Annotated in this window: 24 protein-coding genes and 3 tRNA genes; 18 read left to right on the top strand and 9 right to left on the bottom strand. The window is 64.3% G+C overall.

The window, feature by feature from the left end:
* Nucleotides 1–202: 202 nt before the first annotated feature.
* A complete protein-coding gene (locus tag ACSX1D_RS12135) occupies nucleotides 203–1,066 on the bottom strand; it encodes a universal stress protein (protein WP_439858750.1) in 864 nt (287 codons plus the stop codon).
* Nucleotides 1,067–1,230: 164 nt separating this feature from the next.
* Between ACSX1D_RS12135 and ACSX1D_RS12130 the strand changes: the two genes are divergently transcribed.
* Entirely contained in the window at nucleotides 1,231–1,833 is a 603-nt protein-coding gene (locus ACSX1D_RS12130) for a tRNA-(ms[2]io[6]A)-hydroxylase (protein ID WP_439858749.1), read from the top strand.
* 54 nt (nucleotides 1,834–1,887) lie between these two features.
* Here the strand turns inward: ACSX1D_RS12130 and ACSX1D_RS12125 are convergent, their stop codons facing one another.
* Complete coding sequence (locus tag ACSX1D_RS12125; protein WP_439858748.1) at nucleotides 1,888–3,099, bottom strand: MFS transporter; 1,212 nt, start codon at nucleotides 3,097–3,099, stop codon at nucleotides 1,888–1,890.
* Nucleotides 3,100–3,229: 130 nt separating this feature from the next.
* Between ACSX1D_RS12125 and ACSX1D_RS12120 the strand changes: the two genes are divergently transcribed.
* A complete protein-coding gene (locus ACSX1D_RS12120) occupies nucleotides 3,230–4,108 on the top strand; it encodes a LysR substrate-binding domain-containing protein (protein WP_439858747.1) in 879 nt (292 codons plus the stop codon).
* A gap of 14 nt (nucleotides 4,109–4,122) precedes the next feature.
* Here ACSX1D_RS12120 and lpxH read toward each other — a convergent pair whose 3' ends face one another.
* Nucleotides 4,123–4,845: a UDP-2,3-diacylglucosamine diphosphatase gene (gene lpxH, locus ACSX1D_RS12115; RefSeq protein ID WP_439858746.1), complete on the bottom strand. Its 723-nt coding sequence runs from the start codon at nucleotides 4,843–4,845 to the stop codon at nucleotides 4,123–4,125.
* Nucleotides 4,842–5,336 carry a peptidylprolyl isomerase gene (locus ACSX1D_RS12110; protein ID WP_208707036.1) on the bottom strand — a complete coding sequence of 165 codons (495 nt, stop codon included), beginning with the start codon at nucleotides 5,334–5,336 and terminating at the stop codon, nucleotides 4,842–4,844. The genes lpxH and ACSX1D_RS12110 overlap by 4 nt, the downstream gene beginning before the upstream one ends.
* A 119-nt stretch (nucleotides 5,337–5,455) precedes the next feature.
* On the opposite strand from ACSX1D_RS12110, the gene ACSX1D_RS12105 reads away from it, so the two are divergent.
* Together ACSX1D_RS12105 and cysS are read left to right on the top strand one after the other, a co-directional pair.
* On the top strand, nucleotides 5,456–7,126 hold the full coding sequence (locus tag ACSX1D_RS12105; protein ID WP_439858745.1) for a glutamine--tRNA ligase/YqeY domain fusion protein: 1,671 nt from the start codon (nucleotides 5,456–5,458) through the stop codon (nucleotides 7,124–7,126).
* Nucleotides 7,126–8,511, top strand: a complete 1,386-nt coding sequence (gene cysS, locus ACSX1D_RS12100) for a cysteine--tRNA ligase (protein WP_439858744.1) — start codon at nucleotides 7,126–7,128, stop codon at nucleotides 8,509–8,511. The genes ACSX1D_RS12105 and cysS overlap by 1 nt, the downstream gene beginning before the upstream one ends.
* Nucleotides 8,512–8,595: 84 nt before the next feature.
* Here the strand turns inward: cysS and ACSX1D_RS12095 are convergent, their stop codons facing one another.
* Entirely contained in the window at nucleotides 8,596–9,096 is a 501-nt protein-coding gene (locus ACSX1D_RS12095) for a lactoylglutathione lyase family protein (RefSeq protein WP_208707033.1), read from the bottom strand.
* Between the two features lie 96 nt (nucleotides 9,097–9,192).
* Between ACSX1D_RS12095 and ACSX1D_RS12090 the strand changes: the two genes are divergently transcribed.
* On the top strand, nucleotides 9,193–10,080 hold the full coding sequence (locus ACSX1D_RS12090; RefSeq protein ID WP_439858743.1) for a LysR family transcriptional regulator: 888 nt from the start codon (nucleotides 9,193–9,195) through the stop codon (nucleotides 10,078–10,080).
* Between the two features lie 496 nt (nucleotides 10,081–10,576).
* Nucleotides 10,577–11,038 (top strand): hemerythrin domain-containing protein, encoded by a 462-nt coding sequence (locus tag ACSX1D_RS12085; RefSeq protein ID WP_208707031.1) that lies wholly within the window; start codon nucleotides 10,577–10,579, stop codon nucleotides 11,036–11,038.
* A 414-nt stretch (nucleotides 11,039–11,452) separates the two neighbouring features.
* Here ACSX1D_RS12085 and ACSX1D_RS12080 read toward each other — a convergent pair whose 3' ends face one another.
* Nucleotides 11,453–12,889: an MFS transporter gene (locus ACSX1D_RS12080; protein ID WP_439858742.1), complete on the bottom strand. Its 1,437-nt coding sequence runs from the start codon at nucleotides 12,887–12,889 to the stop codon at nucleotides 11,453–11,455.
* A gap of 141 nt (nucleotides 12,890–13,030) precedes the next feature.
* On the opposite strand from ACSX1D_RS12080, the gene ACSX1D_RS12075 reads away from it, so the two are divergent.
* Entirely contained in the window at nucleotides 13,031–13,948 is a 918-nt protein-coding gene (locus tag ACSX1D_RS12075) for a LysR family transcriptional regulator (RefSeq protein WP_439858741.1), read from the top strand.
* Nucleotides 13,949–13,993: 45 nt separating this feature from the next.
* On the opposite strand, the gene ACSX1D_RS12070 is transcribed toward ACSX1D_RS12075, so the two are convergent.
* Together ACSX1D_RS12070 and ACSX1D_RS12065 are read right to left on the bottom strand one after the other, a co-directional pair.
* Complete coding sequence (locus ACSX1D_RS12070; RefSeq protein WP_439858740.1) at nucleotides 13,994–14,395, bottom strand: hypothetical protein; 402 nt, start codon at nucleotides 14,393–14,395, stop codon at nucleotides 13,994–13,996.
* 127 nt (nucleotides 14,396–14,522) lie between these two features.
* Nucleotides 14,523–16,397, bottom strand: a complete 1,875-nt coding sequence (locus tag ACSX1D_RS12065; protein ID WP_439858739.1) for a sigma-54-dependent Fis family transcriptional regulator — start codon at nucleotides 16,395–16,397, stop codon at nucleotides 14,523–14,525.
* 282 nt (nucleotides 16,398–16,679) lie between these two features.
* Here ACSX1D_RS12065 and ACSX1D_RS12060 point away from each other — a divergent pair, with 282 nt between their 5' ends.
* From ACSX1D_RS12060 to ACSX1D_RS12035, 6 genes are all read left to right on the top strand, one after another.
* Nucleotides 16,680–17,774, top strand: coding sequence for an ABC transporter ATP-binding protein (locus ACSX1D_RS12060; RefSeq protein ID WP_439858738.1), 1,095 nt, complete (start codon nucleotides 16,680–16,682; stop codon nucleotides 17,772–17,774).
* On the top strand, nucleotides 17,774–18,886 hold the full coding sequence (locus ACSX1D_RS12055) for an ABC transporter ATP-binding protein (RefSeq protein WP_439858737.1): 1,113 nt from the start codon (nucleotides 17,774–17,776) through the stop codon (nucleotides 18,884–18,886). Before ACSX1D_RS12060 ends, ACSX1D_RS12055 begins: the two co-directional genes overlap by 1 nt.
* Entirely contained in the window at nucleotides 18,883–19,749 is an 867-nt protein-coding gene (locus tag ACSX1D_RS12050; RefSeq protein WP_439858736.1) for a carbohydrate ABC transporter permease, read from the top strand. The genes ACSX1D_RS12055 and ACSX1D_RS12050 overlap by 4 nt, the downstream gene beginning before the upstream one ends.
* A gap of 8 nt (nucleotides 19,750–19,757) precedes the next feature.
* Nucleotides 19,758–20,558, top strand: a complete 801-nt coding sequence (locus ACSX1D_RS12045; protein ID WP_439858735.1) for a carbohydrate ABC transporter permease — start codon at nucleotides 19,758–19,760, stop codon at nucleotides 20,556–20,558.
* Nucleotides 20,559–20,569: 11 nt separating this feature from the next.
* Nucleotides 20,570–20,842: a DUF2160 domain-containing protein gene (locus ACSX1D_RS12040; RefSeq protein ID WP_439858734.1), complete on the top strand. Its 273-nt coding sequence runs from the start codon at nucleotides 20,570–20,572 to the stop codon at nucleotides 20,840–20,842.
* An 84-nt stretch (nucleotides 20,843–20,926) separates the two neighbouring features.
* Nucleotides 20,927–22,669: an ABC transporter substrate-binding protein gene (locus ACSX1D_RS12035; protein WP_439858733.1), complete on the top strand. Its 1,743-nt coding sequence runs from the start codon at nucleotides 20,927–20,929 to the stop codon at nucleotides 22,667–22,669.
* A 60-nt stretch (nucleotides 22,670–22,729) separates the two neighbouring features.
* Here the strand turns inward: ACSX1D_RS12035 and folD are convergent, their stop codons facing one another.
* Nucleotides 22,730–23,584 carry a bifunctional methylenetetrahydrofolate dehydrogenase/methenyltetrahydrofolate cyclohydrolase FolD gene (gene folD, locus ACSX1D_RS12030; RefSeq protein WP_208707020.1) on the bottom strand — a complete coding sequence of 285 codons (855 nt, stop codon included), beginning with the start codon at nucleotides 23,582–23,584 and terminating at the stop codon, nucleotides 22,730–22,732.
* A gap of 270 nt (nucleotides 23,585–23,854) precedes the next feature.
* On the opposite strand from folD, the gene ACSX1D_RS12025 reads away from it, so the two are divergent.
* The 5 genes from ACSX1D_RS12025 to clpP all read left to right on the top strand — a co-directional run bounded on the left by ACSX1D_RS12025 (nucleotide 23,855) and on the right by clpP (nucleotide 26,347).
* A tRNA-Arg gene (locus ACSX1D_RS12025) sits at nucleotides 23,855–23,931 on the top strand.
* Nucleotides 23,932–23,964: 33 nt separating this feature from the next.
* Nucleotides 23,965–24,040 (top strand) — tRNA-His (locus tag ACSX1D_RS12020).
* A gap of 54 nt (nucleotides 24,041–24,094) precedes the next feature.
* Nucleotides 24,095–24,179 (top strand) — tRNA-Leu (locus tag ACSX1D_RS12015).
* A 124-nt stretch (nucleotides 24,180–24,303) separates the two neighbouring features.
* A complete protein-coding gene (gene tig / locus ACSX1D_RS12010; protein ID WP_439858732.1) occupies nucleotides 24,304–25,614 on the top strand; it encodes a trigger factor in 1,311 nt (436 codons plus the stop codon).
* A gap of 91 nt (nucleotides 25,615–25,705) precedes the next feature.
* On the top strand, nucleotides 25,706–26,347 hold the full coding sequence (gene clpP, locus ACSX1D_RS12005; protein ID WP_208707018.1) for an ATP-dependent Clp endopeptidase proteolytic subunit ClpP: 642 nt from the start codon (nucleotides 25,706–25,708) through the stop codon (nucleotides 26,345–26,347).
* The last annotated feature ends 68 nt before the right edge of the window (nucleotides 26,348–26,415 follow it).

The following is a 26,415-nucleotide window of genomic DNA, read 5'->3' as shown; positions in this document are numbered from 1 at the left end:
ATCTCCCTAGGCATTGAACCGTGAGGCCGCGCAGCGGCGATCTGGGCCTGTCTCGAGAAGCCTGGATGGTCTTGCGGTGCCGGTGATCGGCTGCGCAGCCATAGCAGCATGGCCGCTAACGGCCGCCTTCGCCACGCCGTATGTCAGTTGCGCCAGGGGGGAGGCAGCAACCTGCCGCCCGCAGGCGGCAGCGTCGCACCGTTCAGCGTTGGCCGACCAGTTCTTCCAGGTGGGCGATGATGTCCGCGGGCTTGAGCACCAGGATGTCACTTTCCAGCGAGTCGAGAAGCACCTCGGCGGTGTTGCCGATCAGTGCGCCGGACAGGCCGGTGCGGGCGACCGTGCCGATCACCGTGACCACCGCGCCGAGCTTGCGTGCGGTCTGCGGGATCAGGGCGTCGGCCGGCCCTTCGGCGATGTGCAGGCAGTCGTCGGCAATCTGGAACTCGGCCTGAAAGGCCTTGCACTCTTCGCGGTAGCGCGCCTCGATGGTCTCCTTGAGCTGGAAGGTCGGGTCGGCGGCCGACAGCATCGGCGCCGGGTGGGCGCTGATCACATGCAGGTTGGCCTTGGCCAGGGCGGCGATGTCATGGCCATGGCTGATGATGCTGGCGTGCAGGGTGCGGTGCTCGGCGTCGGCATTGCCGACATCGACGGCGGCCAGAACGATGCCGCCGGCCCAGGGCTTGTCGCTCTTGACCATCAGCACCGGAGCGGGGCAGTAGCGCAGCAGTTTCCAGTCGTTCGGGGTGAGCAGGGCCTTCTTCAGCGGGTTGTCGGGAAAGTGCTGCTTGATCACCAGGCTGCAGGCTTCGGCCTGCTGCACGGCGATCACGGTCTGGTGCGGATTCTCGTGCCAGGCTTGTTGGCAGGAGACGCTGAAGCCTTCCTGCTGCAGCGCGCTGCTCAGGTCGTGCAGATAGGTCGAATGGTCATGCTTCTTGTCGCAGACCAGCAGGTGCAGTTGGCACTGGGTTACGCCAGCGATCAACTTGGCCCGCTTCAGGGCCAGGCCCTCTGGTTGTTCCGGTTCCATCACCACCAGAATGCTGCGAATGGCTTGCATGTACGTCTCCCTGTGAAATGGTTGCTGCGGCCAGACAACTATAGATGGTGCAGGCGCCTCGTGTTTTTGACTGGTATCAACGTCGCGGCTGGCTGTTCCTGGCACCATTCGTATAATGGCCGGCCTTGCCCGCCTACTGGCGCCGTCACCCCAATCGTGAGCCTATGCAACTGCTACCCGAGATCGAAGCCTTTCTCCTCTGTCCCACGCCGGATGCCTGGATTGCCCAGGCCCTGCAGCACCAGGACATCATGCTGATCGACCACGCCAACTGCGAGAAGAAGGCCGCGTCGACGGCCATGACCCTGCTTTTTCGCTATATCGAGAAGTCCGATCTGCAATACAACCTGTCGCGTCTGGCCCGCGAAGAGTTGCGCCATTTCGAGCAGGTCGCGGCCTTGATGCAGCGGCGTGGCATCGCCTACCGACCGGTGAGCGCGGCTTTGTATGCCCAGCGCCTGCACAAGCACGTGCGTACATCCGAGCCGCACAAGCTGGTGGATACCCTGATCGTCGGCGCCTTCATCGAAGCGCGTTCCTGCGAGCGCTTCTTCCGCCTGGCGCCGTACCTGGACGAGGAACTGGGGCAGTTCTACCGCTCCCTGCTGAAGTCCGAGGCGCGTCATTACCAGGGCTACCTGAAGATGGCCCGGGACTATGCCGGCGAGTCGATCAATGAGCGGGTGGCGTACTTCGCCGAAGTGGAGCGCGAGGCGATCCTCACGCCGGACAAGGAGTTCCGCTTCCACAGCGGCGCGGCTGCCTGAGCCGCATCTGGCGGGCTGCCGCCCCTTCAGTGGGCGGCAGAGACAAGGCGGGCTTCAGCAGGCGCCAGCCGGCGGGATGATCGGCAGCACCTTGCGATTGCCACGCAGAATGACGATGGCCAGGGCCACCAGCAGCAGCGACGCAGCGGTCAGCACGAAGAACACGTCGTGCAGCGAGCCGGTGGTTTCGCGGATATAGCCGGCCAGCAGGTTGCCCAGGGTCCCGCCCAGGCCGAAGGTCACCATGCAGATGCCGCTGATCTGCATGGTGGCGGTCGAGGAGTAGTGCTGGTTGACCCAGCCGGCGACGATGCCCCACATCGGGAAGTACATCAGTCCATAGCCGAAGCCGGCGACCAGGGCGAACTTGCCCGGGTCGGCGATAAACGCCAGCAGGCCCAGGGCGAAGCCACTGAAGATCACCATCAGCGCAGTGCCATGACCGCGTCGGTCGGCCAGCTTGCCGGTGATGAAGCCGGCCACCATGCCGGTACCCCCCACCGTCGCCCAGGTATAGCCGCCAAGTGCCGCCGGCAGGCTGAGCTCGTCGAGGTAGGTGTTGAGCCAGTAGGAGAAGGGCATGGTGGTGAAGCCCACCAGCAGGCAGATCAGGCAGGCGAACAGCGCGGTGCGTTCGCCGATGATGGTGGCGAACAGCTTGGCGGTCGGGATCGCCGCGTCGACTGGGGCCAGGCCCTCGGTCGCCTCGATGGGGGCCGCCTTGAGGTCGCGCAGCATGTGCCAGGTCAGGGCCAGCACCACCAGGCCGAACAGCCCGGCCACCTGCCAGCTGGCTTGCCAGCCGAGCAGCGGCACCACCACGAGGATCAGCAGGCCGTTGAGGGCATAGCCCCAGGCCGTGCCGCTGGACGCGCAGGAGAGGTAGGTCGAACGCGATTCGGGACGGGCGCAGCGGCTGACGATCTCGACGATGCAGCCCCAGCTGATCGCCGCACTGGCGGCCAGACAGGTCAGGGTCAGGGTGATCAGCAGCGGATCGCGCAGCTGCGACATGAGCAACAGCAGGCTGCTGGAGGTGATGCCGGTCAGCAGGGCCAGGCGGCCGGTGCCCAGGCGGTGGCCTAGCGTACCCAGGAGCATGGCGCCGGCCAGATACGCGACCTGGGTCAGGGCGCCGATGGTCGCCAGCTGCCAGGGGCTGATCTCGATGGCGTCGCGCATGAACGGCATCAGCGCGGCGAACAGGAACATGCCAAAGCCGTGGCTGACGATCTGGTTCAGGCCGAAGGTGGTGGGCATCCGCATTATTCAGGCTCCGGGACAGCTCGCGGGGGTCGGCAAGGGGTGAGCTGGATGCCGGCTAACATAGAGGCTTGCCAGGATTCGGCAAAACGATAAATATTGATCGCCACTTTCAATAAGGTTGAATTCTGCCATGCGCGACCTGCCCATAGCCTTGCTGCGTACCTTTGTCGTGGTCGCCGAGACGCTCAACCTGACCGCCGCGGCCGCGCGCCTGCACCGCGCGCCCTCGACCATCAGCATGCAGCTCGGCCGGCTGGAGGCCCTGGTCGCGACCGAACTGCTGCAGCGTGGCCAGTACGGCGTCCGCCTGACGCCAGCCGGGGAGCAGCTGAAGGGTCATGCCCAGCAGCTGCTGAACCTGCACGACCGTATCCTCGGCACCTTCCAGCATGCCGACGTGGCCGGCCAGGTGCGCTTCGGCACCCATGACCAGTACGCCACGCGCAGCCTTACGCCTTTGCTTGAAGCCTTCGTGCTGGGTTATCCCGAGGCCTGCCTGGAGGTGGTCTGCGACCATCGGCCCCACTACCTGGCGTCACTGGTGGCCGAGGGCAAGCTGGACCTGGCCCTGGTCGAGATGCCAGCGGCGTCCGATGGCGGTCGCCGGCTGTTTCGCGACGAACTGGTGTGGGTGCGCACCGAGGCCCACTCGACCCACGAGCGCGAGCCGCTGCCGCTGGCGGTGTTCGTCGAGGGCTGCTATCACCGTGATTCGGCGGGCAAGGTGCTGGCCGAGGCGCAGATTCCTTATCGGATCGCCTTCACCAGCCAGAGTCGGGCCGGGGTCCTGGCCGCCGTGCGTGCCGGGATCGGCGTCGGCATCATTCCGCGCTCGACCCTGGAGCCCGGCCTGCAGGTGATCGAGGAGGGCCTGCCGGCCCTGCCTGGCACGGACATCACCCTGTTCGTCGCCGATGAGGTCAACGAGGCGACCCTGCGCCTGGCGCAGACCATCGAGGCGAGTCCGCAGTTCCAGCGCTATGAGCGCCAGGTCGCCCTGCAACGCTAGATCGGCGGCGTTGCTCAGCCGAGGGGGAAGGGCGCCAGCTGCCAGCCCTGAGCGTCGATCTGCAGGGCCCAGCCCTGGCGGTCCCAGTCGCCCAAAACGATGCGCCGGGCGGACTGGCCCTCGACCTGCAGCTCATGCTCCGCCGGGCGGTGGGTGTGGCCGTGAATCAGCGTGCGCACGCCCTGGGCCGCCATGACCCGCTGCACCTCGGTGGGGGTGACGTCGACGATGTCGTTGGCCTTCATCGCGGTCTGGCTGCGGCTTTCCTTGCGCAGCTTGCGCGCCAGCTTGTGGCGGGTGGCCAGGGGCAGGTGGCGCAGGATGAACAGGCTCAGCGGGTTGCGCAGCCAGCGACGCATGCGCATATAGGCTTCGTCCCGGGTACACAGGCTGTCGCCGTGCATCAGCAGGACCTGCTCGCCGGCCAGATCGACCAGGCTCGGATCGCTCAGCAGGGTGCAGCCGGCCTCGCGGCAGAACGCCTGGCCCAGCAGGAAGTCGCGATTGCCATGCATCAGGTAGATGCGTGTGCCGCCGTCGCTCAGTTGGCGCAGGGCCTGGGCGATGGAGCGTTGAAAGGGGCTGATGGCATCGTCGCCGATCCACACTTCGAAGAAGTCGCCGAGGATGTACAGCGCCTCGGCCCGGGCGGCGCGGGTCTGCAGGAAATGCAGAAACGCCCGGCTGATGTCCGGGCGCTCCTCTTCAAGATGCAGGTCGGAGATCAGTAGGATCACTCAACGATCTCGGCACGCTCGATGATCACGTCGTCGACCGGTACGTCCTGGTGGCCGGACTTCATGGTGGTGGCCACGCCCTTGATCTTCTCGACCACGTCCATGCCTTCGCTCACTTCGCCAAATACCGCGTAGCCCCAGCCCTGCACGGTCGGCGCGCTGTGGTCGAGGAAGGTATTGTCGGCGACGTTGATGAAGAACTGCGCGGAGGCCGAGTGCGGCTCCATGGTGCGGGCCATGGCGACGGTGCCGACCTTGTTGGAGACGCCGTTGTTGGCTTCGTTCTTGATCGGTGCGCGGGTCGGCTTCTGCTTCATGCCCGGCTCGAAGCCGCCGCCCTGGATCATGAAGTTGCTGATCACGCGGTGGAACACGGTGTTGTCGTAGTGGCCGGCCTTCACGTATTCCTTGAAGTTGGCCACGGTTTCCGGGGCCTTGTCTTCGAACAGGTTGAGGGTGATGACGCCGTGGTTGGTGTGCAGCTTGATCATTTGGGATTCGCTCTGTCGAGAAATTCGAAGGCCTGTCAGGGGGTTGACAGCTTCGGCTATGATAAGCGCTTTGTTTTAGTCGGCCTACCCTGCGCCGCACCTGCATGATCAAGGACCCCATGAGCAAGCCAGAGACTCCCGCCGCTACGAACTTTCTTCGTCCCATCGTCCAGGCCGACCTGGAAGCGGGCAAGCACACGAAGATCATCACCCGTTTCCCGCCGGAGCCTAATGGTTACCTGCACATCGGCCATGCCAAGTCGATCTGCCTGAATTTCGGCCTGGCCAGGGAGTTCGGCGGCGAGTGCAACCTGCGCTTCGACGACACCAACCCGGCCAAGGAAGACCAGGAATACATCGACGCGATCAAGAGCGACGTGCAGTGGCTGGGCTTCCAGTGGGCCGGCGAGGAGCGCTACGCCTCCAACTATTTCGATCAGCTGCACGACTGGGCCGTCGAACTGATCAAGGCGGGCAAGGCCTATGTCTGCGACCTGTCGCCGGACCAGGCCCGCGAGTTTCGCGGCAATCTCACCGAACCGGGCAAGAACAGCCCGTTCCGTGAGCGCTCGGTGGAGGAAAACCTCGATCTGTTCGCCCGCATGAAGGCCGGTGAGTTCCCCGACGGCGCCCGCGCCCTGCGGGCGAAGATCGACATGGCCTCGCCGAACATGAACCTGCGCGACCCGATCCTCTACCGCATCCGCCACGCCCATCATCACCAGACCGGCGACAAATGGTGCATCTACCCCAGCTACGACTTCACCCATGGTCAGTCGGACGCCATCGAGGGCATCACCCATTCGATCTGCACCCTGGAGTTCGAGGACCATCGCCCGCTGTACGAGTGGTTCCTGGCCAACCTGCCGGTGCCGGCGCAGCCGCGCCAGTACGAATTCGCCCGGCTCAACCTGAACTACACCATCACCAGCAAGCGCAAGCTCAAGCAACTAGTCGATGAGAAGCACGTCAGCGGCTGGGACGACCCGCGCATGTCGACCCTGTCCGGCTACCGCCGTCGTGGTTACACCCCGGCGTCGATCCGCACCTTCTGCGACATGATCGGGGTCAACCGCGCCGGCGGCGTGGTGGACATCGGCATGCTCGAGTTCGCCATCCGCGAAGACCTGGATGCCAACGCCTCGCGCGCCATGTGCGTGCTCAAGCCGCTCAAGGTGGTGATCAGCAACTACCCCGAAGGCCAGGTGGAAAACCTCGAGCTGCCGCGTCACCCCAAGCAGGACATGGGCGTGCGCGTGCTGCCGTTCAGCCGCGAGCTCTACATCGACGCCGGCGACTTCGAGGAAACCCCGCCGGCCGGCTTCAAGCGTCTGGTTCCGGGTGGCGAGGTGCGCCTGCGCGGCAGCTACGTGATCCGCGCCGACGAGGCGATCAAGGATGCCGCCGGCAATGTCGTCGAACTGCGCTGCAGCTATGACGAGAACACCCTGGGCAAGAACCCCGAGGGCCGCAAGGTCAAGGGCGTGATCCACTGGGTGCCGGCCGCCGAGAGCGTCGAGTGCGAAGTGCGCCTGTACGACCGCCTGTTCCGCTCGGCCAACCCGGAGAAGGTCGAGGAGGGCGCCAGCTTCCTCGACAACATCAACCCCGATTCCCTGGTGGTGCTCAAGGGCTGCCGCGCAGAGCCGTCGCTGGCCCAGGCGCAGCCGGAGGAACGCTTCCAGTTCGAGCGCGAAGGCTACTTCTGCGCCGACCTCAAGGACTCCAGGCCGGGCGCTCCGGTGTTCAACCGCACCGTGACCCTGCGTGACTCCTGGGGAGGTCAGTAATGGCGCTGTCGATCTACAACACCCTGAGCAAGACCAAGGAAGCCTTCCAGCCGCTGGAAGGCAACCAGGTGCGCATGTACGTGTGCGGCATGACCGTCTACGACTTCTGCCACATCGGCCATGCACGGGTCATGGTGGCCTTCGACGTGATCGCCCGCTGGCTGCGCCATAGCGGCTATGCGCTGAACTATGTGCGCAACATCACCGATATCGACGACAAGATCATCAAGCGTGCACAAGAGAACGGCGAGCCGTTCGAGGCCCTGGTCGAGCGCATGATCAGCGCCATGCACGAGGACGAGGCACGCCTGTCGGTGCTGCGCCCCGATCAGGAGCCACGCGCCACCGGCCACATCGCCGGCATGCACGCGATGATCCAGAACCTGATCGACAAGGGCTTCGCCTATGCCCCGGGTAACGGCGACGTCTACTACCGGGTCGGCAAGTTCGTCGGCTACGGCAAACTGTCGAGGAAGAAGATCGAGGACCTGCGCGTCGGCGCGCGCATCGAGGTCGACGAGTCCAAGGAAGACCCGCTGGACTTCGTCCTGTGGAAGGGCGCCAAGCCGGGCGAGCCGAGCTGGGATTCGCCCTGGGGCAAGGGGCGGCCGGGCTGGCACATCGAGTGCTCGGTGATGTCCACCTGCTGCCTGGGCGAGACCTTCGACATCCACGGCGGCGGCCCGGACCTGGTGTTCCCGCACCACGAAAACGAGATCGCGCAGAGCGAGGCGGCCACCGGCAAGCTCTACGCCAAGGCCTGGATGCATGCCGGCGCGGTGCGCGTGGACGGCGAGAAGATGTCCAAGAGCCTGGGCAACTTCTTCACCATCCGCGAGGTGCTGGACAAGTACCACCCCGAGGTGGTGCGCTACCTGCTGGTGTCCAGCCACTACCGCAGCCCGATCAACTACTCCGAGGACAGCCTCAAGGAAGCCAAGGGCGCCCTGGAGCGTTTCTACCATGCGCTGCGCGGCCTGCCCGAGGCGGCACCGGCCGGCGGCGAGGACTTCGCCGAGCGCTTCGCCGCGGCGATGGACGACGACTTCAACTCCCCGGAAGCCTGCGCCGTGCTGTTCGAGATGGTGCGCGAGGTCAACCGCCTGCGCGACAGCGACCTGCAGGCCGCGGCCGGCCTGGCCGCGCGGCTCAAGGAGCTGGCCGGGCTGCTCGGCGTGCTGCAGCTGGAGGCGGACGCCTTCCTCCAGGCCGGCGCCGCAGGCAAGGTCGACGCTGCCGAAGTCGAGGCTTTGATCGCCGCGCGCCTGCAGGCCCGCGCCGAGAAGAACTGGGGCGAGTCGGACCGCATCCGCGACCAGCTCGGCGCCATGGGCGTGGTGCTGGAAGACGGCAAGGGCGGCACCACCTGGCGCCTGGCCGAATAGCCGGACTGGGAGACAACAAAAAAGGCCGCATTTGCGGCCTTTTTTGTTGGTGTGGGCGGCGTTAGCCGCTGCTGGGGTCGCGCTTTACTGATAGGCGCCGGCGGAGTAGGTCAGCTCGTAGCTGTGGCTGTAGATCTCCAGGATGTTGCCGAAGGGATCTTCCATGTAGACCATGCGGAACGGCTTCTCGCCCGGGAAGTACTCGCGCACCGGCATGCGCTGCTTGCCGCCGGCCGCGACGATCTTGGCGGCCAGGCCTTCGACGTCCGGGTCCTGTACGCAGAAGTGGAATATTCCGGTCTTCCAGTACTCGAAGTTGTTCTGCGGTTTCTCGGCGTTGCGGAACTGGAAGATTTCCACGCCGATGCGGTCGCCGGTGGACAGGTGGGCGATGCGGAACGAGCCCCAGCCCGCGCCGAACACGTCGGTGCACATCACGCCGATGGCCGAGTCGTCCTCGCTGATGGTGGTCGGCGGCATGATCAGGTACCAGCCCATGACCTCGGTGTAGAATTTGACGGCGGCGTCGAGATCGGTGACCGACAGGCCGATGTGGGAAAAGCTGCGGGGGTAGACGCTGGACATGAGCAAAACCTCGTGTTGGCTGAAGTGTAGCCAGTCTAGGTGTGCATAGTCATAATCAAAATAATCGTCAGGTTATGATTTCAATAAGAGATCGTTATGCTAAATCCGCAATGGCTGCGTACCTTCGCCACGCTCGCCGAGCAGGGCAATTTCACCCGCACCGCCGAGCGCCTGGACCTGACCCAGGCCGCGGTCAGCCAGCATGTGCAGCGTCTCGAGGAGCGCCTGGGCCCGCTGCTGATCCGCCGCCCGCGCCAGCTCGAGCTGACGCCCGCCGGCCACGCCCTGCTCGACTACTGCATGGAGGTCGGTGCCGCCGACCAGCGTTTGCAGCAGCGGCTGTCCGAGGCCGACGCCGAGCAGGGCGAGATCGGCCTGATCAGCCCCGGCAGCATCGGCCTGGCGCTCTACCCGCAGCTGTTGGCGCTGCAGCAGGCGCACCCGGGCCTGAGCATCCGCCATCGCTTCGCCCCGGACCGCGAGGTGCTGGACGCCGTGCTGGAGAACCGCTTCGAACTGGGTCTGGTGACCCTCAAGCCGGATGATCCGCGCCTGAGCGTCAGCCGCTTTGCCGAGGAGCCGCTGGAGCTGGTGGTGCCGGCCGGCGAGCGGGTCCGCGACTGGCGCGATCTCGAGCGCCTCGGCTTTATCGATCACCCGGATGGCCAGGCCATGGCCGGGCGCCTGCTCAGTCGGCGGTTTCCCGGCGCGCCCGGGGTGCGCAGCCTGCCGTGCCGCGGCTTCACCAACCAGATCGGCCTGATCCTCGAGCCGGTGGCCCGCGGCCTGGGATTCACGGTGATTCCGCGCTTCGCCCGCCTGGCCTTCGCCCGGCCAGAGGCCATCCAGGTCATCGAGGGGGCGCCTGCGGTGGTCGATAGCCTGTGGCTGCTGCACCGCGCCGAATGGCCGCTATCGGCCCGCGCCGAGCTGCTCCTGCAGCGGATCAAGGCGAGCTTTCCGAGCCTATCGGCTGCCGGCTGATCTGGCACCGCGCCTGTCGACCGCGAGTCGAGCTACGCCGAAGCGAAAGATCGTTGGCCGCTGCTGTTGAGCTTGCGATTCAAGCGAACGCAGCGGCCTCGGCCGCCGCTGTTGCCGGCGCTGTTCTGGCGAGCGCTACCCGGCATCGATCACCGTCGGCGCTGATCCACGCGGCTCGGGCAATTTGCGACCCTAATGAAATAACCTTCGATAACTGCAGGGGGCGGCGCTTATATCCCTGTTGTTGCCCTGGCGGAAGTAAGTTGTGGGTGGCGGGGCAGGGTGGTGGATGCGTTCAAGTTAAAGACTTTGATTGCATATCCCAAGCGCGCATTAGCGATTTATGGACCTAAGATGCGGCGCAAGGCCAGAACTGGACTTGCTGGCATCATCTGGGCGCTAGGCTTCATTGATGCAGATCAACAGGAGGGCAAGCTTCCCGTACTAGTCTAAAGGTTACTGGGAATACTCCGGCTTTATGTCAGAGAGGTTTGCTATGCACCCGTTACTGGAGGAACTTCACGTCTACCATCGCGGTGTTTCCGCCACTATCGACCGAATAAAACAACTGCTGAAAGTGCTTGGCAGTGGCGTGGATGAAGCGGCCGACTGCGAGCAGCTCTACAGGATGCTGGAGTCTCTGCATGGTGAGGCGGAAACAAAACACCATCAGAATGAAGAACTGATTCGTGAGAAGTTGTTGGCAACCGAGGCGCCGCTGCATCAGTGCGTGAGAGATATAGAGCGTGATCATCAAGGGTTCGAGCGAATCGCCAAGCAACTCGGGGCCCTGGAACAATCGGGGCTTAACTCAAAGGAAATAGCCGCTTTCGTCGAGGACTATATTAGGAAGTACTATGACCACATGGATCGCGAGGAGAATATATTCTTTCCGATGGCAGACGAGTGGATCATGGATGAGCAATGGCAGGACATTAAGCAGCACTGGCAACAATAGGGTGCCGCGGCCATGGCCGTATGGCTCTGGTTTCAGTACGTATTTCTGCGCGTGAGTTGGTGAATCTGTCTTCCTGCCTGCCGATTGCGCTTGTGCGTGAAACAAGGCTGCCGGCGTTGGCCCGACGGGTCGTTTCAAGGACGCGACGGGTCTGCCCAGCAGTTTCAGCTTCAAGCTCGCTGAGTGCAGGCCATGGGGCTGATCCAGTCGGGCATCGATAGCGGCGGAGCGAAAAAGGTACGTGGCCTCCTGCCATTCGCCTCCCCAGGCCGAGCGTGGGGCCCGCGTCGATGTTCGAGTTCAGGCTCGGAGTAACACGCTTTACCGGAGCACTGGTGAACCTGGTTCTCGCCCTACTCGTTGCCCGCGCGGCACCGCCCCCCGGCTGGCCGCGCCATCCAGGCCCGCGACCGACTATTGCCAAGACCGAGCACGGCCAGCAGCCGCGGCGGCCAGCGCGACGGCGATCAGCAGCAGGGCGACGGCGAAGGTGCTGCGCATGCCGGCGGCGACGGCGGCGGGGTGTGCCATCGTGATGTCGTTCGTGGCTGAGGCGCACGCAAACACCGCACCCATGACGGACGCGCCGGTGATCAGCCCCAGATTGCGCGAGAGGCTGAGCAGTGCGGCGATGACGCCACGTTGCTCATTCCGGATATCGCTCATGACGGCGGTGTTGTTGGCCGCCATGAACAGCGCGTAGCTGGCGGTGGTGAGCAAGATGGGGATGACGTAGCCGGCGACTCCCAGTGTCTCGGGCAACAGGGCGAGCAGGCTGCAGCCGACTGCCATCGCGCAGAGCCCGGCCAGGGTCATCCTGTGTGCACCAAGGCGCTCGACGATGAGGCCGGCGGGCACGCCGGCCAGCGCAGCGAGCAACGGGCCGCTGGACAGGGCGAGCCCGACCCCAAGGGCATCGAGCCCGAGCGCCCGCGACAGATAGAAGGGCCCGACGACCAGTGTCGCCATCAGCACAGTCGAGACCAGCATGCTCATGGCCAGGCCGGCGCTCAGCACTGGATCGCGGAGCAGGGCCAGGCGAATCAAGGGCGAGGCCGCGGTGGATTCGACGCGCAGAAACAAGCCGACGCCGACCACGGCTGCCAGCAGCAACGCCATGTTGGGCGGGCCGAAGCCGCCGCGCCCGAGTGTCATGGCGAGCGCGTAGGCCCCGAGCGTCAGCGCCAGCAACAGGGTACCGAGCACGTCGAAACCGCCGCTATCCGCCTGCGGCGCCTGGCGCTCGGCGGGCAGATAGCGATGGGCGAGCAGCAGTGTCAGGCCACCCAGGGGCAGGTTGAGCAGAAAGATCGCCCGCCAGCCAAGTTCGGCGATCAGCACGCCGCCGAGGGACGGCCCTAGCGCGGTGCCAATCGCGGACATGCTGCCGAGCAGCCCCATGACCCGGCCGGTCCTTTCCTTCGCTACCATGTCACCGACCAAGGCCATGGTCAGCGCCATCATGATCGCGGCTCCGAGGCCCTGCAGTGCCCGGCCGGCGATCAGCAGCCAGAACGACGCAGCGACGCCGCACAGCAGCGAGGCCGCCGTGAACAGGAGCACCCCGGCCAGCAGCAGTCGTCGGCGGCCGATGATGTCGCCGAGACGTCCCGCGCCGACAATCAGCGTGGTGATGGCCAGCAGGTAGGCGAGGACGATCCACTGGGCCGCCTGGAAGGAGGCGCCGAACGCCTGGGCCAGCGTCGGCAGGCCGACCGTGGCGATGCTGCTGCCGAGCGAGGCCAGCAACATGGGCAACGCAAGGCTGACGAGCCTCCAGCGAAACGAAGCGGCCTGTTCGGTGCGTCCCGGGTCTATCTCATCGTGTCTCGCGGTGGTTGGCGTCGACATCCACTTCGTCCCCTCTGGTTGGCCGGCAAACGCTGCTGTCGAAACCATAGGCTTGCGCCTGATAAGGCGGAAGGCGCAGCAGTTGCACTGAATACGTGCGTCCGACGCCATGTCAGCCCGGGGCCGTGCTATGGTCGAGGCATGTCGAATCCCGATTTCAACCTGCTGGTCACCCTGGATGTGTTGCTCGCCGAAGGCAGCGTTGCCCGAGCCGCGCAGCGATTGCGCCTGAGCCCGTCGGCAATGAGCCGGGCGCTGGCGCGACTGCGGGAGACGACCGGAGACCCGTTGCTGGTGCGGGCCGGGCGTGGCCTCGTGCCCACTCCTCGAGCGCTTGAGCTCCGTGAGCAGGTCAGCCAGCTGGTACGGGACACCGGGGCGGTGCTGCGTCCCGTGGAGAATCTCGACCTCGAGCGGCTGTCCCGTACCTTCACGCTGCGCAGCAGCGAGGGCTTCGTGGAGAACTTCGGCCCGGCCCTGATCGCCAGGGTCTGCCAGCAGGCGCCTGGCGTGCGGCTGCGCTTCGTGCATAAGGCGGACAAGGACGGCGCCGCACTTCGCGATGGCAGCGTCGACCTGGAAACCGGTGTGGTGGGTAAGGCGACCGCTCCGGAGTTGCGGGTGCAGGGGCTGTTCCGTGACCGCTTCATCGGCGTCGTGCGCCTGGGACATCCGCTGAGCCAGGGCGAGATCAGCCCCGCGCGCTATGCGGCCGGGCGGCATGTCGCGGTCTCGCGGCGCGGGCTCGACAAGGGGCCGATCGATGAAGCGCTGGAGCCCCTGGGGTTGAAGCGGCGGGTCGTCACGCTGGTCGAGGGTTTCTCGACGGCCTTGGCGCTCGCCAGGGGTTCTGACTTGATCGCCAGTGTTCCCGAACGCCATAGCGGAAACCTGCGCCTCGGTATGCACAGTTTTGCTCTGCCGTTCGCGACGCCGGAGATCAGCGTTGCCTTGCTCTGGCACCCGCGGCTGCATGCCGACCCGGCGCACCGCTGGTTGCGTGGCTGCGTTCGGGAGGTGTGCGCGGAGCAGCTCGGTGAGGCGTCGACGGGAGAATAGGACCGGCAGACTGACGTTGCCTTGTGCGCCGGTCCGCTGCCTGCGTCAGGCGTCGCGCAACAGGTCGTGGGCGTTGAGCAGGTCGTAGGCGATTTCCGGGTGCTTCTCCAGGCCGCGGCGAATCGCCGCCGGAATCGCCTGGCGGGTCTTGCGGCAGAGCCCTGGCAGGTCGTCGATACGAATGGCGATGCCGCGCATGCTGCGCACTTCGTTGAAGCCGGGGGCGATCGCCAGGCGGATGCCCAGCTGCTCGTGGAGGCGCCGCTGCATGTGCTCGAGATCGCTCAGGCTTTGAATGTTCTCCAGGCGCTCGAGCAGGCGCTTCTCCTCCTGGCGGGTCAGGCGCAGGATGCGCAGGTCGCTGTCTGGGCTGTCCAGCAACTGTTCGCGCTGGCAGTCGCAGACTCCGGGCGGGCAGGGCTGGCGGATCGGAAAGGAAGGCGTCATGGGCACCGATCATAGCGATCCCGGGGCGCAGTTGCCCATGGGGATCTTGCAGGCCTCGTCCTGCTCCATGAGTGGCGCGGGAGTTCGACGGCGCGCCGGGTGTCGATCGGCCGCATGGCGCCTTCCCCTAGTTTTTCAGCCCCTGCTCGCGCAGCCGCTTGTACAGGGTGTTGCGGCTTACGCCCAGGTTGCGCGCCAGGTGCGAGATATTGCCGCCGCAGGCCTGGTACTGGCCGAGCAGATCCTGGCTTTCGCCAGCGCCGGGCGCCTGCTGCTCGAGTGGCTGCGGCGCGCTGGCTGGTTCGGCCGCCGCCGGAGCCTGCTGCAGGTCGTCGAAGAAATCCTCCGGCAGGTGTTCGGCGCGGATCGGCTCATCGTCGGCCATCACCAGGGCTATCTGCAGCACGCTGCTGAGCTGGCGCAGGTTGCCCGGCCAGGGATGGCGCAGGAACAGCGCCTCGACCTCGCGGCTGATGCCCGCCCGTTGGTGGGGTTCGCGGTGGTAGTCCCAGACGCGCTGGAACAGCGCTGCCTTGTCGCTGCGTTCGCGCAGCGGCGGCAGTGCCAGGCTCAGGCCGTTGATCCGGTAGTAGAGGTCCTGACGGAACAGGCCGCTGTCGACGTCCTGGCGCAGCGGGCGGTTGGTGGCGGAGATCAGGCGGATATCCACCGGAAACAGCTCGCAGCTGCCCAGCGGCTGCACGCAACGCTCCTGCAGCACGCGCAGCAGGCGTGCCTGCACCCGCAACGGCATGTCGCCGATCTCGTCGAGAAACAGCGTGCCCTTATGGGCCTTGCGGATCAGGCCGATGCTGCCTTTCTGGTTGGCGCCGGTGAATGCGCCCTTCTCGTAGCCGAACAGCTCGGACTCCACCAGTTCGGCGGGGATGGCCGCACAGTTGACCGCGATGAATGCCTGGTTGGCCCGCGAGCTGGCCTGGTGCAGGGCCTTTACGAAGACCTCCTTGCCGACGCCGGTCTCGCCGTGGACAAGGATCGGAATGTCCTTCTCCAGCAGCCGTTCGGCCTGGCGCACGGCCTTGGCCACGCGGGGGTCGCCGAGGTTGATCGAGGCCAGGGTAAAGCCCTTGGCGCGCTCCTCGGCCGGGGCGGCGGGGCGGAAGTCGCGGGCCTGGATCGGCGCCGGTTGCTGGGGGCGCTTGAGCTGCGCGTGAAAGCTGAAGCCGCCGCTCGAGCGCAGCTTGAAGGGCTGGGCCTGGGGTTGGTTGAGCAGCTGCTGAAGAGGAATGTCGAACAGGCTGTCGATGTTCACCCGGGCCAGGCCGACGCCGAGCAGGCTGTCGGCGCGGCGGTTGGCCGAGACCACCTGGCCCTGGTCGTCGAAGACCAGCAGCCCCGCCCAGGGACTGTCGAGGTTGTTCAGGCTGGTGTTGAAGGTCAGCTGGAAATAGCGTCCGCTGAACAGGTTGAGGATCAGCCGGTTCTCCACCGACTGGCTCATCATCTTGACCATGCCCAGGGTGTGGGCCGGCGGCAGGTAGCTGTCGCTGGAGACATCCAGCACGGCGATCATCTGCCGCTGCTCGTCGAAGATCGGCGAGGCCGAGCCTGTCATGAAACGGTTGGCCTTGAGGAAGTGTTCGTCGTGCTGGATGTGCACGGCCTGGCCGCAACTGAGGGCGGTGCCGATGGCGTTGGTGCCGGTGAAGCGCTCCAGCCAGCTGGCGCCGGGGCGGAAACCGCTGGCCAGGCTGGGGTCGACGAAGCGCTGGTCGCCCCAGGACTGCAGCAGCTGGCCCTGGTTGTCGGCCAGCATGATCAGGCAGTTGGAGTTGGCGAGGATGTCGCCGTAATAGGGCAGTACTTCGCGCTGGGTGGTCTGCACCAGGGCGTGCTGGCTTTCCAGCAGCGTCGAGACTTCGCCCTTGCCCGGCAGGCCGAAGCTGGGCGTGCTCTGGTGTGTCAGGCCGAAGTCGCGGCAGCGCGACCAGGACTCCTGGATGATGTTGTCATGGGACAGTGAAGAATCCGCATCGGGCATGCCAAGTGTTCCGTTGTTGTTCTTGTCGTTATCGACTCCGGTCTGTGCCGGGCAGTGGCCAGTGTCGTTGATGACTGTTCAATGTCAACAGCGCGATTGTTCATTTGTTCATTTAACCCTGTTCAGAACTGTTCAGTCGCAAATAGCCTGGCTGTTTCTTGTTTGATAAAGAGCTAATTAAAACAATAGCTTAAGTTGTTGTTATGGGTTCTGGCACAAAACTGGCTTTGTTAGCGAAAACGGCTTAATGCCGCAAATGGCACAACAACAAAAGGACAGGCCATGTCGCTTACGCTGGAACATGTCAGCCGTACCGTCGACAACCAGGTGCATATCGACGATGCGTGCCTGAGCTTCGAACCCGGTTCCTTCAATGTCCTGCTGGGTCGCACCCTGGCGGGCAAGACCAGTCTGATGCGCCTGATGGCCGGGCTGGACCGTCCGGACAAGGGGCGCATCCTGATGAATGGTGCGGACGTCACCGGTGTGCCGGTGCGTCAGCGCAACGTCTCGATGGTCTATCAGCAGTTCATCAACTACCCGACCCTGACGGTGTTCGAGAACATCGCCTCGCCGTTGCGCCAGGCCGGCGTGGCCGAGACCGAAATCATCGACAAGGTCCAGGCGACCGCGCAGATGCTGCGGATCGACGGGCTGCTCAAGCGCTATCCGCTGGAGCTGTCGGGCGGCCAGCAGCAGCGCACGGCCATGGCCCGCGCCCTGGTCAAGGACGCCTCGCTGATCCTGTTCGACGAGCCGCTGGTCAACCTCGACTACAAACTGCGCGAAGAGCTGCGCCAGGAGATGCGCGAGCTGTTCCAGGCGCGCCACACCATCGCCATCTACGCCACCACCGAGCCGAATGAGGCCCTGGCCCTGGGCGGCACCACCACCATCCTGCACGAGGGGCGGGTGGTGCAGAGCGGCCGCACGGCGGAGGTCTATCACCGGCCACAGCAGGTGCTGGCCGCCGAGCTGTTCTCCGAGCCGGCGATCAACCTCATGCCCGGGCGCATCAGCGAAACCGAGGTGAGCTTCGCCGACGCCGTGCATTTCCCGTTGAACCCGGACCTCAAGGACATCGCCGTGGGCGACTATCGCTTCGGCGTGCGCCCCAGCCATATCGGCCTGGTGCCGTCCAACGACGATGACCTGGAACTGGCGGTGACCGTCGAGTTGGCGGAGATCAGCGGGTCGGAAACCTTCCTGCACGTGCGCAACGAGCAGTTCGTCCTGGTCCTGCACCTGCCGGGCGTCCATGAGTACGACGTGGACGCGCCGATCCTCATCTACATTCCCACGCACAAACTGTTCGTCTTCGATGCCCAAGGGCAGTTGGTTCAGGCGCCCACCCGGCGCACAGGGAGGAGTGCCTGATGGCCGAGATACGTTTGAAGAACCTGGCGCACAGTTACAGTCACGAGCCTTCCGGCGCGCAAGACTACGCCATCCGCGAGATGAACCACGTGTGGGAGCAGGGCGGTGCCTACGCCTTGCTGGGGCCTTCGGGCTGCGGCAAGTCGACCCTGCTCAATATCATCTCCGGGCTGCTCAAGCCGTCCCACGGCGAGGTGCTGTTCGACGCCAAGGCGGTCAACGAACTGCCCCCGGAGCAGCGCAACATCGCCCAGGTTTTCCAGTTTCCGGTGGTCTACGACACCATGACGGTGTTCGACAACCTGGCGTTTCCCCTGCGCAACCAGGGCATGGCCGAGCCTCAGGTGATGAGCAAGGTGCATGAGATCGCCGAGGTGCTGGAGCTGCACCCGCTGTTGCACAAGAAGGCGCGCAACCTGACCGCCGACGAGAAGCAGAAGGTCTCCATGGGCCGCGGCCTGGTGCGCGACGACGTCTCGGCGATCCTCTTCGACGAGCCGTTGACGGTCATCGACCCGCACCTGAAGTGGAAGCTGCGGCGCAAGCTCAAGCAGATCCACGAGCAGTTCAACATCACCATGGTCTACGTCACCCACGACCAGCTGGAGGCTTCCACCTTCGCCGACAAGATCGCGGTGATGTACGGCGGCCAGATCGTCCAGTTCGGCACGCCGCGAGAGCTGTTCGAGCGCCCCAGCCACACCTTCGTCGGTTACTTCATCGGCAGCCCGGGGATGAACCTGATCGAGGTCAGCCCCTGCGAGGGCGGTGTGCGCTTCGCCGATACCCAGCTGCCGCTCAGCGCGGCGCTGACCCGTCGACTGGCCGGGATGACCTGGAAGAGCCTCAAGGTCGGCATCCGCCCCGAGTTCGTGCATGTCTGGGACGGCCCCTACGAGGGCGCCCTGCGCGCCGAGGTGCTGCATGTCGAGGACCTGGGGACCTACAAGATCCTCAGCCTGCAACTGGACGGCCAGCCGATCAAGGTGCGCCTGCAGGAGGATCAGCAGGTGCCGCAGAAACAGGCCTATATCAGCTTTCCGGCGCAGTGGCTGATGCTCTACGCCGACGACTATCTGGTCGATGAAGGCCAGCTGGAGGTGGCGCCATGAACAAGGTGCATAACAACAAGGCCTGGTGGCTGGTGCTGCCGGTGTTCCTGCTGGTGGCGTTCAGCGCCATCGTGCCGATGATGACCGTGGTCAACTACTCGGTGCAGGACATCTTCGATCAGTCCAGCCGCTACTTCGTCGGCGTCGACTGGTTCCGTCAGGTGCTGCAGGACACCCGCCTGCACGACTCGCTGCTGCGCCAGTTCATCTACTCGGGCTGCGTGCTGCTGATCGAAATCCCCTTGGGGATAGGCATCGCCCTGACCATGCCGACCAAGGGGCGCTGGGCCTCGCTGTGCCTGATTCTGATGGCCATTCCGTTGCTGATCCCGTGGAACGTGGTCGGCACCATCTGGCAGATCTTCGGCCGCGCCGACATCGGCCTGCTCGGCTGGAGCCTCAACGAGCTGGGGGTGGACTACAACTACGCCTCCAACACCGCGGACGCCTGGGTCACGGTGCTGATCATGGACGTCTGGCACTGGACTTCCCTGGTGGCGCTGCTCTGCTACTCCGGCCTGCGGGCGATTCCCGACGTGTATTACCAGGCGGCGCGCATCGACCGCGCCTCGGCCTGGGCGGTGTTTCGCCATATCCAGCTGCCGAAGCTCAAGAGCGTGCTGCTGATCGCCGTGATGCTGCGCTTCATGGACAGCTTCATGATCTACACCGAGCCCTTCGTGCTCACCGGCGGCGGGCCGGGCAACGCCACCACCTTCCTCAGTCAGACCCTGACCCAGATGGCGGTCGGCCAGTTCGACCTGGGACCGGCTGCGGCATTCTCCCTGGTCTATTTCCTGATCATCCTGCTGGTGTCCTGGCTGTTCTATACCGCCATGACCCACGACGACAAAAACCGCTGAGGCCGACCATGACTAAGCGTAAACGCGTGGTGCTGCTGTGCTACCTGCTGTTCCTGCTGGTGCCGATCTACTGGCTGCTGAACATGTCGTTCAAGAGCAATACCGAGATCCTCGGCGGCCTGAGCCTGTGGCCGCACGGTTTCACCCTGGACAACTACCGGGTGATCTTCACCGACCCGAGCTGGTACGAGGGCTATCTCAACTCGCTGTACTACGTCACCCTCAACACCCTGATCTCCCTCAGCGTGGCGCTGCCGGCGGCCTATGCCTTCTCGCGCTACCGCTTCCTCGGCGACAAGCACCTGTTCTTCTGGCTGCTGACCAACCGCATGGCGCCGCCGGCGGTGTTTCTGCTGCCGTTCTTCCAGCTGTATTCCTCGATCGGCCTGTTCGACACCCATATCGCCGTGGCCCTGGCCCATTGCCTGTTCAACGTGCCGTTGGCGGTGTGGATTCTCGAAGGCTTCATGTCCGGGGTGCCGAAGGAGATCGACGAGACGGCCTATATCGACGGCTACAGTTTTCCGAAGTTCTTCGTGAAGATCTTCATTCCGCTGATCGGCTCGGGCATCGGCGTCACCGCGTTCTTCTGCTTCATGTTCTCCTGGGTCGAGCTGCTGTTGGCGCGCACCCTGACCTCGGTGGACGCCAAGCCCATCGTCGCGGTGATGACCCGCACGGTATCGGCCTCCGGTATCGACTGGGGGGTGCTGGCCGCCGCCGGGGTGTTGACCATCCTGCCGGGGATGCTGGTGATCTGGTTCGTTCGCAACCACGTGGCCAAGGGCTTCGCCCTCGGTCGGGTTTAAGGAGAAGGCATATGGATTGGATGGCGTGGACGTTGCCGACCGGCCTGTTCTTCGGCGCGATCGCCGTGCTGCTGGCGGGCATGACGGTCTGGGAAATACGCTCGCCCTGCGTCGAGCGCAGAGGGTTTCTGCCGATCAGCACGACCCGTGGTGATCGGCTGTTCATCGGTCTGCTTGGTAGTGCCTACCTGCACTTGCTGGTGGTTGGCGCGACCGACTGGAGCGTCTGGATAGCCTCGTTGCTGTCTTTGCTGTGGCTGTTTGCAGTGATGCGTTGGGGTTGATGTGTGCTGCAGGCGTCCAGCGCCGTCCGGCGTTGTCGCGTGGCAGTCGTGTCGCCTCTTATAAAACCTGAGATGGAGGTCTCTATGTTCGAAAATAACAACAAAACTCGACGTAGCATGGCGCTGGCCGCCCTGCTGGCGTTGTCCGGGCTCAGTGGTGCGGCCTGGGCGGATGCCTACGAAGAGGCGGCGAAGAAGTGGATAGCCGAGGAGTTCAATCCCTCGACCCTGACCCCGGAACAGCAGCTGGCCGAGCTGCAGTGGTTCATCAAGGCGGCCGAGCCGTTTCGCGGCATGAGCATCAGCGTCGCCTCGGAAACCATCGCCACCCATGAGTACGAGTCCAAGGTCCTGGCCAAGGCGTTCAGCGAGATCACCGGCATCCAGCTCAAGCATGACCTGATGCAGGAAGGTGATGTGGTCGAGAAGCTGCAGACCCAGATGCAGTCCGACAAGAACATCTACGACGGTTACATCAACGACTCCGACCTGATCGGTACCCACTTCCGGTACGGCAAGGCGGTGGCGATCAGCGACATGATGGCCGGCGAGGGCAAGGACTACACCTTGCCGACCCTGGACCTGCCGGACTTCATCGGCACCTCCTTCACCACCGGGCCCGATGGCAAGCTCTATCAGCTGCCCGACCAGCAGTTCGCCAACCTCTACTGGTTCCGCGCCGACTGGTTCGAGCGTCCGGAGCTGAAGGCCAAGTTCAAGGAAATCTACGGCTACGAGCTGGGTGTGCCGGTCAACTGGTCGGCCTACGAGGACATCGCCGAGTTTTTCTCGGTGCACGTCAAGGAAATCGACGGCCAGCGCGTCTATGGCCACATGGACTACGGCAAGAAGGACCCGTCCCTGGGCTGGCGCTTCACCGATGCCTGGTTCTCCATGGCCGGTGGTGGCGACAAGGGCTTGCCCAACGGCCTGCCGGTGGACGAGTGGGGCATCCGGGTCGACGGTTGCCGTCCGGTCGGCTCCAGCGTCGCCCGTGGTGGCGACACCAACGGCCCGGCCGCGGTATATGCGACCACCAAGTACGTCGATTGGATGCGCCAGTACGCACCGCCTGAAGCTCAGGGCATGACCTTCTCCGAGGCCGGCCCGGTACCGGCGCAGGGCAGCATTGCCCAGCAGATCTTCTGGTACACCGCCTTCACCGCGGACATGACCAAGGCCGGCCTGCCGGTGGTCAACGAGGACGGCACGCCGAAGTGGCGCATGGCGCCATCGCCCAAGGGGCCGTACTGGGAAGAGGGCATGAAGCTCGGCTACCAGGACGCCGGTTCCTGGACCTTCCTCAAGTCGACGCCGGAGAAGCAGCGCCTGGCGGCCTGGCTGTACGCCCAGTTCGTCACCTCCAAGACCGTGTCGCTGAAGAAGACCCTGGTCGGCCTGACGCCGATCCGCGAGTCGGACATCCAGTCCCAGGCCATGACCGACGTGGCACCCAAGCTGGGCGGGCTGGTCGAGTTCTATCGCAGCCCGGCACGGGTGCAGTGGACGCCGACCGGCACCAACGTACCGGACTACCCGCGCCTGGCGCAGTTGTGGTGGCAGTTCATCGCCGAAGCGGCCAGTGGCGACAAGACGCCGCAGCAGGCCCTGGACGGCCTCGCCGCCGCGCAGGACACCATGCTCGGGCGCCTGGAGCGTTCCGGGGTGCTGGGCGAGTGTGGGCCGAAGCTGAACGAAGCGCGTGACCCGCAGTACTGGCTGGACCAGCCGGGGGCGCCGAAGCCGAAGCTGGCAAACGAGAAGCCCAAGGGCGAGACCATCAACTACGACGAGCTGCTGAAGTCCTGGGAGCAAGGTCGTGGCTAAGGTCTAGCCAGGCAATAAAAAACGGCACCCTAGGGTGCCGTTTTTCTTGCTGCTTCGCGCTCAGTCGTGCAGGTGTTCCGCCGCGTGCAGGGTGTTCTCCAGCAGGCCGGCGCGGGTCATGGGGCCGACGCCCCCCGGAACCGGGGTTATCCAGCCGGCGCGGGGCAGGGCGGTCTCGTAGACCACGTCGCCGATCAGCTTGCCGTCGTCCTGGCGGTTGATGCCGACGTCGATGACGATGGCGCCCGGCTTGATCCATTCACCCTTCACCAGCCCGGGCTTGCCAGCCGCGACCACGACGATGTCGGCCTGCGCCACATGGGCTGCCAGGTCCTTGGTGAAACGATGGGTGATGGTGACGGTGCAGCCACCGAGCAGCAGCTCCATGGCCATCGGTCGGCCGACGATATTGGAGGCGCCGACGACCACTGCGTGCAGGCCATAGAGGTCGACGCCGGTGCTTTCCAGCAGGGTCATGATGCCCTTGGGCGTGCAGGGGCGTAGCAGCGGCATGCGCTGGGCCAGGCGACCAATGTTGTAGGGGTGGAAGCCATCCACGTCCTTGTCGGGGCGAATACGCTCCAGCAGCAAGGAGGCGTCGAGGTGTTCCGGCAGCGGCAGCTGTACCAGGATGCCGTCGATGCTCGGGTCTTCGTTCAGCCGGTCGATCAGGGCCAGGAGCTCGGCCTGGCTGGTACTGGCCGGCAGATCATAAGCCTGGGAAAGGAAGCCCACTTCTTCACAGTCTTTGCGCTTGTGCGAGACATAGACCTGGGAGGCCGGGTCGCTGCCGACCAGGATCACCGCGAGGCCGGGAGCCCGCAGGCCCTGTTGGCGTCGCTCGGCGACACGTTGGGCGATCTGCAAGCGGAGGCTGGCGGCGATCGCTTTGCCATCGATCAATTGTGCGGTCATTGCGCTTGGTTAACCATTGCAAAGGATTGAAAAAGGACGCGCATTCTCGCATGGCGAAACGGTACGGCAAAGGCGCCAGCCCAGGAATTTCGCGTAACCCCTTTATCTCGCTGAATTTTTTTGATTTTAGTGTTGACGACCCATGGTCGCCTCTATAACATGCGCCCCGCTTGTCGAGCACAGCCAGTCGCTGGGTAAGACGGCAAAGGCAGCGGTCGAAAGATTGCCGCCGAAGCCGAAAGCTTTAAGTCTGCGCTTGCAGATGGATAGGCGCCCGTAGCTCAGCTGGATAGAGCATCCGCCTTCTAAGCGGATGGTCGCAGGTTCGAGTCCTGCCGGGCGTGCCATTTGGCAGCTTTGGCACAAGCAAAAGTAATATGGTGGGCGTAGCTCAGTTGGTAGAGCACAGGATTGTGGCTCCTGGTGTCGTGGGTTCGATTCCCATCGTCCACCCCATATTCCAGAACGCCAGGCCAAAAGCCTGGCGTTTTTGTTTTATAGTCTGACCACGCGGACGTGGTGAAATTGGTAGACACACCAGATTTAGGTTCTGGCGCCGCAAGGTGTGAGAGTTCGAGTCTCTCCGTCCGCACCATCTTCTTTCCCTCCCGATTGCCGCCTGCATCTAGGGTGACTTCTGTAAATTGACCCTCTAGAATGCATGCCCTTGATCTGGGGCCGGAAACGGCCGGCTTATGTCTGTGCAACGAGGAATATCCATGCAAGTTTCTGTTGAAAGCACTTCTGCTCTTGAGCGCCGCATGACCGTCGGCGTTCCCGTCGAGCGCATCGAGACTGAAGTCAACAAGCGTCTGCAGCAGACTGCCCGTCGTGCCAAGGTTCCTGGCTTCCGCCCCGGCAAAGTGCCGATGAGCGTGATCCGTCAGCGCTATGAAGCCTCGGCGCGTCAGGAAGCCCTGGGTGACCTGATCCAGGAAACCTTCTACGAAGCGGTTGTCGAGCAGAAGCTGAACCCGGCCGGCGCGCCGGCCGTTGAGCCGAAGACCTTCGAAAAGGGCAAGGACCTGGAGTACGTGGCCACCTTCGAGGTGTTCCCGGAGTTCGAGGTTCAGGGTTTCGAGTCGATCGCCGTCGAGCGTCTGCAGGCCGAAGTGGCTGATGCCGATCTGGACAACATGCTGGACATCCTGCGCAAGCAGAACACCCGCTTCGAAGTCGTCGAGCGCGCCGCTGAAAACGGCGACCAGCTGAACATCGACTTCGTCGGCAAGATCGAAGGCGAAGCCTTCGCCGGCGGTTCCGCCAAGGCCACTCAGCTGGTGCTCGGCTCCGGCCGCATGATCCCCGGCTTCGAGGACGCCCTGATTGGTGCCAAGGCTGGTGAAGAGCGTGTGATCAATCCGACCTTCCCCGAGGATTACCAGAACCTCGATCTGGCCGGCAAAGTGGCTGAGTTCACCGTGACGGTGAACAGCGTGTCCGCGCCGCAGCTGCCCGAGCTGAACGAGGAGTTCTTCGCGCAGTTCGGCGTGAAGGACGGTGGCCTTGAAGGCTTCCGCGCCGAAGTTCGCAAGAACATGGAGCGCGAGCTGCGTCAGGCCATCAAGTCCAAGGTGAAAAACCAGGTCATGGACGGTCTGCTGGCCGCCAATCCGATCGAGGTGCCGAAGGCGCTGCTGGGTAACGAGGTCAACCGTCTGCGCGTTCAGGCCGTCCAGCAATTCGGTGGCAACATCAAGCCGGAGCAGCTGCCGGCCGAGCTGTTCGAAGAGCAGGCCAAGCGCCGTGTGGTGCTGGGGCTGATCGTCGCCGAGGTGGTCAAGCAGTTCGAGCTGAAGCCGGACGAAGACCGCGTGCGTGAGCTGATTCAGGAGATGGCTTCGGCTTATCAGGAGCCCGAGCAGGTTGTGGCCTGGTACTACAAGAACGACCAGCAGATGAACGAAGTGCGTTCGGTTGTGCTGGAAGAGCAAGTTGTAGATACTGTTTTGCAGAAGGCCAACGTGACCGATAAAGCGGTCTCTTACGAAGAAGCTGTCAAGCCGGCGGAAGCGCCCAAAGCCGACTGATTCTTTACCTCGTTCGAACACGCCATAAGCCAGCCTCCGCGCTGGCTTATGCGTATTTGTGACATGACTATTTAGGGAGCGAGTGCAAGACATGTCCCGCAATCCTTTTATGCAACACATGCCAGATATTCAAGCCGCCGGCGGCCTGGTGCCGATGGTGATCGAGCAGTCGGCTCGCGGTGAGCGCGCCTACGACATCTATTCGCGCCTGCTCAAGGAGCGGGTGATCTTCCTGATTGGTCCGGTCGAAGACTACATGGCAAACCTGGTTGCCGCTCAGCTGCTGTTCCTCGAGGCTGAGAACCCGGACAAGGATATCCACCTGTATATCAACTCCCCGGGTGGCTCGGTGACCGCAGGGATGTCGATCTACGACACCATGCAATTCATCAAGCCCGACGTTTCCACTATCTGCATCGGTCAGGCCTGCAGCATGGGTGCGCTGCTGCTGGCTGGTGGCGCAGCGGGCAAGCGCTATTGCCTGCCGCACTCGCGGATGATGATTCATCAGCCGTTGGGCGGGTTCCAGGGTCAGGCCTCGGACATCGAGATCCATGCCCGTGAGATCCTGACCATTCGCGAGCGCCTGAATAAGATTCTTGCAGATCACACCGGCCAGCCGATCGAGGTGATCGCCCGCGACACCGATCGTGACAATTTCATGAGTGGTGAAGACGCGGTGAAGTATCGCCTGATCGATCAGGTGCTGAGCAAGCGTCAATTGGCGGGCTAAGCGGCTTAACCAGGCGGCTGGGCATCCCGGCCGCTGCGCGGGCTTGAAAACGCCCGCATTTGCCTTCA

Source organism: Pseudomonas sp. MBLB4136 (assembly GCF_051904765.1).
GTDB lineage: Bacteria > Pseudomonadota > Gammaproteobacteria > Pseudomonadales > Pseudomonadaceae > Aquipseudomonas.
Note: the sequence above shows the minus strand (reverse complement) of the source record. Positions and strands in the feature narration are given on the sequence as shown.

Coding starts and splice junctions, on each gene's coding strand:
- clpP (WP_208707018.1), top strand. CDS start 25,706: ATGTCCCGCAATCCTTTTATGCAACACATGCCAGATATTCAAGCCGCC.
- ACSX1D_RS12135 (WP_439858750.1), bottom strand. CDS start 1,066: ATGCAAGCCATTCGCAGCATTCTGGTGGTGATGGAACCGGAACAACCA.
- ACSX1D_RS12095 (WP_208707033.1), bottom strand. CDS start 9,096: ATGTCCAGCGTCTACCCCCGCAGCTTTTCCCACATCGGCCTGTCGGTC.
- ACSX1D_RS12125 (WP_439858748.1), bottom strand. CDS start 3,099: ATGCGGATGCCCACCACCTTCGGCCTGAACCAGATCGTCAGCCACGGC.
- ACSX1D_RS12070 (WP_439858740.1), bottom strand. CDS start 14,395: ATGACGCCTTCCTTTCCGATCCGCCAGCCCTGCCCGCCCGGAGTCTGC.
- ACSX1D_RS12040 (WP_439858734.1), top strand. CDS start 20,570: ATGGATTGGATGGCGTGGACGTTGCCGACCGGCCTGTTCTTCGGCGCG.
- ACSX1D_RS12045 (WP_439858735.1), top strand. CDS start 19,758: ATGACTAAGCGTAAACGCGTGGTGCTGCTGTGCTACCTGCTGTTCCTG.
- ACSX1D_RS12130 (WP_439858749.1), top strand. CDS start 1,231: ATGCAACTGCTACCCGAGATCGAAGCCTTTCTCCTCTGTCCCACGCCG.
- ACSX1D_RS12110 (WP_208707036.1), bottom strand. CDS start 5,336: ATGATCAAGCTGCACACCAACCACGGCGTCATCACCCTCAACCTGTTC.
- ACSX1D_RS12055 (WP_439858737.1), top strand. CDS start 17,774: ATGGCCGAGATACGTTTGAAGAACCTGGCGCACAGTTACAGTCACGAG.
- cysS (WP_439858744.1), top strand. CDS start 7,126: ATGGCGCTGTCGATCTACAACACCCTGAGCAAGACCAAGGAAGCCTTC.
- ACSX1D_RS12080 (WP_439858742.1), bottom strand. CDS start 12,889: ATGTCGACGCCAACCACCGCGAGACACGATGAGATAGACCCGGGACGC.
- ACSX1D_RS12120 (WP_439858747.1), top strand. CDS start 3,230: ATGCGCGACCTGCCCATAGCCTTGCTGCGTACCTTTGTCGTGGTCGCC.
- ACSX1D_RS12065 (WP_439858739.1), bottom strand. CDS start 16,397: ATGCCCGATGCGGATTCTTCACTGTCCCATGACAACATCATCCAGGAG.
- ACSX1D_RS12105 (WP_439858745.1), top strand. CDS start 5,456: ATGAGCAAGCCAGAGACTCCCGCCGCTACGAACTTTCTTCGTCCCATC.
- ACSX1D_RS12085 (WP_208707031.1), top strand. CDS start 10,577: ATGCACCCGTTACTGGAGGAACTTCACGTCTACCATCGCGGTGTTTCC.
- folD (WP_208707020.1), bottom strand. CDS start 23,584: ATGACCGCACAATTGATCGATGGCAAAGCGATCGCCGCCAGCCTCCGC.
- ACSX1D_RS12050 (WP_439858736.1), top strand. CDS start 18,883: ATGAACAAGGTGCATAACAACAAGGCCTGGTGGCTGGTGCTGCCGGTG.
- ACSX1D_RS12060 (WP_439858738.1), top strand. CDS start 16,680: ATGTCGCTTACGCTGGAACATGTCAGCCGTACCGTCGACAACCAGGTG.
- ACSX1D_RS12075 (WP_439858741.1), top strand. CDS start 13,031: ATGTCGAATCCCGATTTCAACCTGCTGGTCACCCTGGATGTGTTGCTC.
- tig (WP_439858732.1), top strand. CDS start 24,304: ATGCAAGTTTCTGTTGAAAGCACTTCTGCTCTTGAGCGCCGCATGACC.
- ACSX1D_RS12090 (WP_439858743.1), top strand. CDS start 9,193: ATGCTAAATCCGCAATGGCTGCGTACCTTCGCCACGCTCGCCGAGCAG.
- ACSX1D_RS12035 (WP_439858733.1), top strand. CDS start 20,927: ATGTTCGAAAATAACAACAAAACTCGACGTAGCATGGCGCTGGCCGCC.